Source organism: Cyanobium sp. LEGE 06143, assembly GCF_015207535.1.
Lineage (GTDB): Bacteria > Cyanobacteriota > Cyanobacteriia > PCC-6307 > Cyanobiaceae > NIES-981.
In genome coordinates this window covers 1-6,024 of the sequence record NZ_JADEWP010000164.1, presented here as the reverse complement: position 1 = coordinate 6,024, position 6,024 = coordinate 1, and the positions used below count along the sequence as shown (strand labels likewise).

Here is a 6,024-nt window from a genome sequence, read left to right as displayed (position 1 = left end):
CCGCAAGCGCTTCATCGTTGGAGAAGGTGACCACCGGAACATTTCCGGCGACCGCCAGCACAGCGGGCGTCTGGTCGGACCGCAATGGGCCCAGCAACAGCTTGGCCCCCTGATCCAGCGCCTGACGCGCAGCCAGAGCGGCCCCTTCGGCTGTATCCGCAGTGTCAAAGATGGCCGGAGCCTGAGACGGCGGCAATCCTTGCGTGACAAGACCTGCAGCGCGCCCCATATTCTGACCAAGACCAGAAGCAGGGCCGCTGAGCGGCAAAAGAAGCGCAGCATCGCCGCCCCCGGCACCCGAGCCAAAGCCCTCCGTCGGCAATGCTCCGCAGGCCGCCAGAGGCAGCCCCAGAACAGGAAGCGACCACGTTGACAGCAAAGCCCGACACATCTCACGGCGGTTCAGGCTATGCGCGCTTGCTCGCTCTCTGGTCATTGGTCTTGCTCCTTGGTGTTACGGCGTTTTTGGGGTCTTTGGTCGTGTATATGCCAGTTCGCTTTGCCGCGCAGCATGTCGATCTGCCTTTCCCGAAAGACCAGCTGTCCGGCACGATCTGGAACGGGCTTGTGGCGCTGGACGGCGACCATGTGCTGCAGTGGCAGGTCGATGAAGGGGCAAGTCTGCGGGGGCTCGCCTTTGTGATCGACTGGACGTTGACGGGGCAGGGCAGTGATATCAACGGGCGGGCCGCCCTGCGGCCGCGCAAGGCGACGCTTGGTCCGGTCAACGGCGATCTGGACTGGAGGGCGGTCAGATCCCTGATGCCCGACCTTCCCATCGGATGTGATATCACGGCCAGTTTGAACGCTGTCGAGGTCCAGATCGGCGCGAACGACCGAAAGGGGGCGGGCAATATCACCACCACCGCGGGAGAGTGCGCGCGGATCGGGTCTGTCGATACGCCGACACCTGCACCGGCAATGATCGTTGCCTTGGGAACATCGCAAGACGGGGCCGAAGCCGTTCTTACGACCCAAGCCGACCGCNCCACCCCCCTGCCCTGTCGCTGCTGCGTCAGTTCTCGGCGCCGCTGAAGCTGGAGATCGGCCGCCCCAGCAGCGAGCTCGTGCACCTGCTGGCCCACGACAGTGAGGCCTTCGCCCGCTGGGATGCCGGCCAGGGGCTGCTGCGCCAGGCCGTGCTCGCCCGGGCCGCTGGCCAGCCGGATGGGGGTCTGGAGGATGCCCTGATCACGGCCTTTGCCCGCATCCTGCACGACCCGCGGCTCTCGGAGGCCAGCCGCGCCATGCTGCTGTCCCTGCCGGGGCTGGCGGAGCTCGAGGATGGCCCCGGCGAGCCGGACCCCCCGGCCCTGTTTGCGGCCCTGGAGGCCCTGAGGGCCCTGTTCGGGGCGGCCCTGGCGGCGCCCCTGCAGGCAGCCCTGGAGCGTTGCACCCCGCAGTGGAGCCTGGACTGGCCGGACGGCAGCGGTGCCCGGAGGCTCACCGGCACGATCTGGAGCTGGCGTGCTGCGGCCGGGGATGCGGCGGTGATCGCCGCGGCCCGGGCGGCCGTGGATGGCCCCTCGATGACCCTGGCGCGGGCCGGCCTGCGGGCCCTGCAGGCCCGGGAGATTCCCGAGCGGCAGGAGGCGGTCGATGCCTTCTACCAGCGCTGGCAGTCCAGGCCCGTGATCCTGGATGCCTGGTTTGCCCTGGAGGCCTCGGCCCCCTTCGGCGATGGTCTGGAGCGGGTGCAACGGCTGCTGCAGCACCCTCGCTTCGATCCGGCGGCCCCCAACTCCGTGCGGGCGGTGCTCGGTGGCCTGGCCGGCAACCCGCCCGTGTTCCATGCCGCCGATGGCAGCGGCTACCGCTTCATGGCCAGCCAGATCGCGGCCCTCGACCGCCGCAACCCGATCACCGCCTCGCGCCTGGCCAAGGTGTTCAGCCGCTGGCAGAGCTATGGCCCCGGCCGTGGCGGCCAGATGCGCCAGGCCCTCGAGAGCCTGGCGGCGTCAGAGCTGTCCACCAACAGCCGCGAGGTGGTGGAGCAGTGCCTGGGAGCTGCCTGAGCTGGCTGAGCCGCTTCTGGCTCCTGCCGCACTGATCAGCGGCCGCTGCGGTTCACCTCCTCGTGCAGCTTGCGGAAAGCCGCCTTGCGGGAGGCGCCGCCCTCCGGGCCGGCGTGGACGCCCCACAGCCCCTCCCAATAGAAGTAGATCACCCCGTGGCCCCTGGCGGTGGCCAGTTTCACCTTCTCCCGCAGGGTGGTCATGTTGGGGGTGCGGCCGCCGAAGCCCGCCAGGATGCCGATCTCCACAGGCATGCCCCACTCCTTGGCCTTCACCAGGGCCGGTTGGTCGAGATCCTTGGCGAAGCCCCGCACCGAGTAGGCGTAGTTCTGCACGATCAGGTCGTCCACCAGCTCGCCCACCGACCAAAGCTCCCAGTCCTGCAGCCAGCGGTTGTAGGCGAAGCGGAACGGACCGGGCGAGAGGCTGATCACCCGCTCAGGCGGTTGACCCAGCCGGCCGCGGCCCGAGCTGGCATCCAGCTCATTCAGTTGCTGCCGCAGCTCCCGCAGCAGGCTGGTGAGCTGCTGGCGGCGCCACTTCATCCAGAAGCGGTCGGTGTGGTTGGCGGGCGGCTCCACCCCCTTCTCGGCCCGGTAGAGCTGGCGGGTGTAGGGGTCGTAGCCGAGCTCCACCGGCCAGGCGAAGTGGTCGTCGAGCTGGATGCCATCCACGTCACAGCGCTGCACGATCTCGGTGATCAGGCCGAGAAAGCGCTGGCGCACTCCCGGGTGGGCCGGGTTCAGCCACACCATGGTGGTGCCGTGCATCTCCACGCCCGTGCTGCCGTCGCGGCGCTGCAGCACCCATTCCGGCCGCTCCCGCACGATGGCCGCGCTGGCCGGCTCCATCAGGCCGTACTCGAACCAGGGGATCACCTCCATGCCGCGCCGCCGGGCGCTGCTGGTGAGCCGGCAGATCGGATCGAGGTTGGGGTTGGCCTTGGCCAGGGCCGGTTCCATCGGCGCGTGGCGCGAGCGGTGGAACGTGGTGCCCCTGCTCCAGACGTTCGGGTAGAGGGTGGTGAAGCCACTCCTGGCCAGATCGTCCACGGCCCGATCGATGCGTGCGCCGTCGTAGTAGAGGGTGCTGGGGCTGTTGGTGAGCCACACGCCGATACGGCGAGGCTGGGGCGTGGCGCTGCGGGCCGCCGCTCCGATCGGCAGGCCCACCACCGCGGCGAGCAGCACGTTGAGGCTCACCGGCAGCAGGGCCTTGAGCCGGCTGCCTCGCTTCAGGGGCGGCGGGGCCACGGCAGGAGTGGTCAGCGGAACATCGAGCTCACGGAGCTTTCTTCGTGGATGCGCCAAATCGCCTCGCCCAGCATGTTGGCTACCGATAGCACCCGGAGCTGGGGGAAGTGGCGCTCCTCGGCCAGGGGGATGCTGTTGGTCACCACCACCTCCTCAAACAGGCCAGGCTCGGAGAGCCGCTCCACCGCCGGGGGGGAGAAGACGGCGTGAGTGGCGCAGCAGAACACCCGGGCAGCCCCGTTGCGGCGCAGCAGCCGGGCGCCCTGGGCGATCGTGCCGCCGGTGTCGATCATGTCGTCGATCAGCACGGCGGTCTTGCCGGCCACATCGCCGATCACGGTGAGACTCTCCGCCACGTTGTGGGCGGCGCGGCGCTTGTCGATGATCGCCAGGGGGGCGTCGTCCATCTGCTTGGCGAAGGCCCGGGCCCGGGCCACGCCGCCCACGTCCGGCGACACCACCACCATCTCGTCGAGATGGCGGGTGCGCAGGTAGTCCACCAGCACCGGCGAGCCGTAGATGTGGTCGCAGGGGATGTCGAAGTAGCCCTGGATCTGGGAGGAGTGCAGATCCATGGCCAGCACCCGGTCCACGCCGCTCTTGGTGAGCAGGTTGGCCACCAGCTTGGCGGTGATCGATTCGCGGCCGGCGGTCTTGCGGTCGGCGCGGGCGTAGCCGTAGTAGGGGATCACGGCGGTGACCTGCCGGGCCGAGGCCCGTTTGCAGGCATCCACCATGATCAGCAGCTCCATCAGGTGGTCGTTCACCGGGGCGCAGGTGGGCTGCACCAGGAACACGTCGCAGCCGCGGATCGACTCCTGGATCTGGATGTAGGTCTCGCCGTCGGCGAAGCGCTTGATCACCCGCGGACCGTCTGGCACGCCGAGATAGGCGCCGATCTCCCGGGCCAGGTCGTGGTTGGAGGTGCCACTGAACAGGCGCAGCCGCCTGGTGTCGTGGGCGGCTTCGGTGGCGGTGCGCTCCTGTGCCAGCCGATCAGCGGTGAGAAAACTGGTCACGGCGGGCGCAGACGCGTCGGCTCAAGTCTGATGGTAGAAGCGAGCCGGTCCGCACAACTGCAAACAACCATGACGCTTTCCGAGCCGCTCCACTCCGGGGAGCGGGGTTCAGCTCTGGGCTTGCCGCCCCTGCCGCCCCGACTGGTGCTGGTGGCGGCCGGCCCGCCCGAGTCGGTGGGCGNCCTGCTGCAGCAGGCGGCTCCAGCCCTGGCGAGGGTGCTGGGGGCTGGTCTGGGCACGGGTTTGGGGGCGAGTCTGGGCACGAGCGCCGCACCGGGCMTGGTTGAGGGGCCCGGCTGTGGGGAGCCCGCCGGGGAACTGGCCGCCCTGCTGGCCGGCGAGCCCCCGTTCGATCCGTCGCTAATGAACCAGTCGGCATCTGATCGGTCGGCGCCAGGGCCTGTGCTGGTGCCGCTGCTGCTCGATCCGGGGTTCAGCCTGGAGAACGGCAGTTGCTGGGCCGAGGCCCTGGGGGCCTGGCGCCAGCCCACCGTGGCGGTGCTGGGCGCCGAGCAGCTGCGCAGTGGGCTGCCGGCGGCCATGACCGCCCTGCTGCGCCAGGCAGCGGTGCCCCTGGCCGGCCTGATGCAGTGGGGCCTGCCCTGGGAGCCGGAGCGCCGTCGCCGCGAGGCCTTGCCCTGGCTCGGGGCCCTGGACAGCACCGTTGCCGCCGCCGCTGCCGATTCCCATGACCTGGGGCGCCATCTGGCCCTGGCCCTTCGCCTGGCCTGCACCAAGCTGGGCTAGGCGTTCAGGAGCCGGCGGCGGTCGCCGCCGGTGGGGGCCAGAGGTCACTGGGCGCCGACTTGGCGACCTGCCGCAGCTCCGATCCGCCGGCCGCTGCCTTGTTGGCGTCCTTGGCCGCATCCTTGGGGGGAGGGGCCAAGGGCACGGTGGCAAAGCTCACGCTCTGGCCCGGCTTCAGGGTGGCGGCCGTCAGGCTGAGCACCTCGGCGGGGGTGAGGTTGCTCTCCACCTGAGCCCTGAGGCTCTGGACCAGGGCCGGAATATCCTGGCTGCGGCCGGGGGTGTTGAGCTCCCTGAGCAGGCTGCGCATCACCGCTTCCTGGTTGGCGCTGCGGCTCTCGATCGGCCGGCTGGGGTCGCGGTAGCGCACCAGCTGCTCCACCTGGGCGCCCTTGAGCCGCTGGACGCCGCTCTGCAGGTCGATCTTGAGTCCCTGGCGCTTGTCCTCATAGACCATGGTGCTGCCGGKATTCACCTCCAGGGCGCCGAGGCCATCCACGAGGCCGCGCAGTGCGCCGCGGCTCAGCACCAGATAGCGATCCGGTTCGGTGCTGGCGAGCCCCACCAGGTTGCGGGCGGCGTCGGCCGTGAGCGCGACGCCGCCCTGGCGGTAGAGGCTGCCGAGCGACTTGAGCCCGCTGCTGCCNGGCAGCTGCACCGCGAGGGCGGTGGGCAGGTTGAGCACCTGCAGGGGGCCGCCGGGGTTGACGCGCAGCAGCAGCAGGGCGTCGGCATTGGCGGCTCCGGCGGGGGCGGCCTTGTTGTTGGGGTCCTGCAGTTGATCGGCGTCCACCCCGATCACCAGCACCGTGACGGCGCGGCTGGGCGGCTTGGCCAGATCGGCGAGCGCGTCAGGCGCTTCGGAGCCGCCGCTCGGGTCTGACTCGGGCCAGAGCACCCCCAGCAGGGCGAGGCCAACCGCGGCGCCCACACCCACAAGGGCGACGCGCAGCAGCACGACCGGTCGCAGCCAGGCGAAAAGCTTGATGC

At 70.2% G+C, this 6,024-nt stretch carries 5 protein-coding genes; 1 reads left to right on the top strand and 4 read right to left on the bottom strand.

Features of this window, described 5'->3' with window-relative positions:
* A partial coding sequence (locus IQ216_RS14310; RefSeq protein ID WP_228007411.1) for a hypothetical protein occupies nucleotides 1-379 on the bottom strand: 379 nt, incomplete at its 3' end.
* A 688-nt stretch (nucleotides 380-1,067) separates the two neighbouring features.
* On the opposite strand from IQ216_RS14310, the gene IQ216_RS10940 reads away from it, so the two are divergent.
* Nucleotides 1,068-2,015: an aminopeptidase N C-terminal domain-containing protein gene (locus tag IQ216_RS10940; RefSeq protein ID WP_370566711.1), complete on the top strand. Its 948-nt coding sequence runs from the start codon at nucleotides 1,068-1,070 to the stop codon at nucleotides 2,013-2,015.
* A gap of 35 nt (nucleotides 2,016-2,050) precedes the next feature.
* Here IQ216_RS10940 and IQ216_RS10935 read toward each other — a convergent pair whose 3' ends face one another.
* The 3 genes from IQ216_RS10935 to IQ216_RS10920 all read right to left on the bottom strand — a co-directional run.
* Nucleotides 2,051-3,205: a glycoside hydrolase family 10 protein gene (locus IQ216_RS10935; protein ID WP_370566712.1), complete on the bottom strand. Its 1,155-nt coding sequence runs from the start codon at nucleotides 3,203-3,205 to the stop codon at nucleotides 2,051-2,053.
* Between the two features lie 74 nt (nucleotides 3,206-3,279).
* Nucleotides 3,280-4,287, bottom strand: a complete 1,008-nt coding sequence (locus tag IQ216_RS10930; protein WP_186696920.1) for a ribose-phosphate pyrophosphokinase — start codon at nucleotides 4,285-4,287, stop codon at nucleotides 3,280-3,282.
* Between the two features lie 751 nt (nucleotides 4,288-5,038).
* On the bottom strand, nucleotides 5,039-6,024 hold a 986-nt coding region (locus IQ216_RS10920; protein WP_228007410.1), incomplete at its 5' end, for an LCP family protein.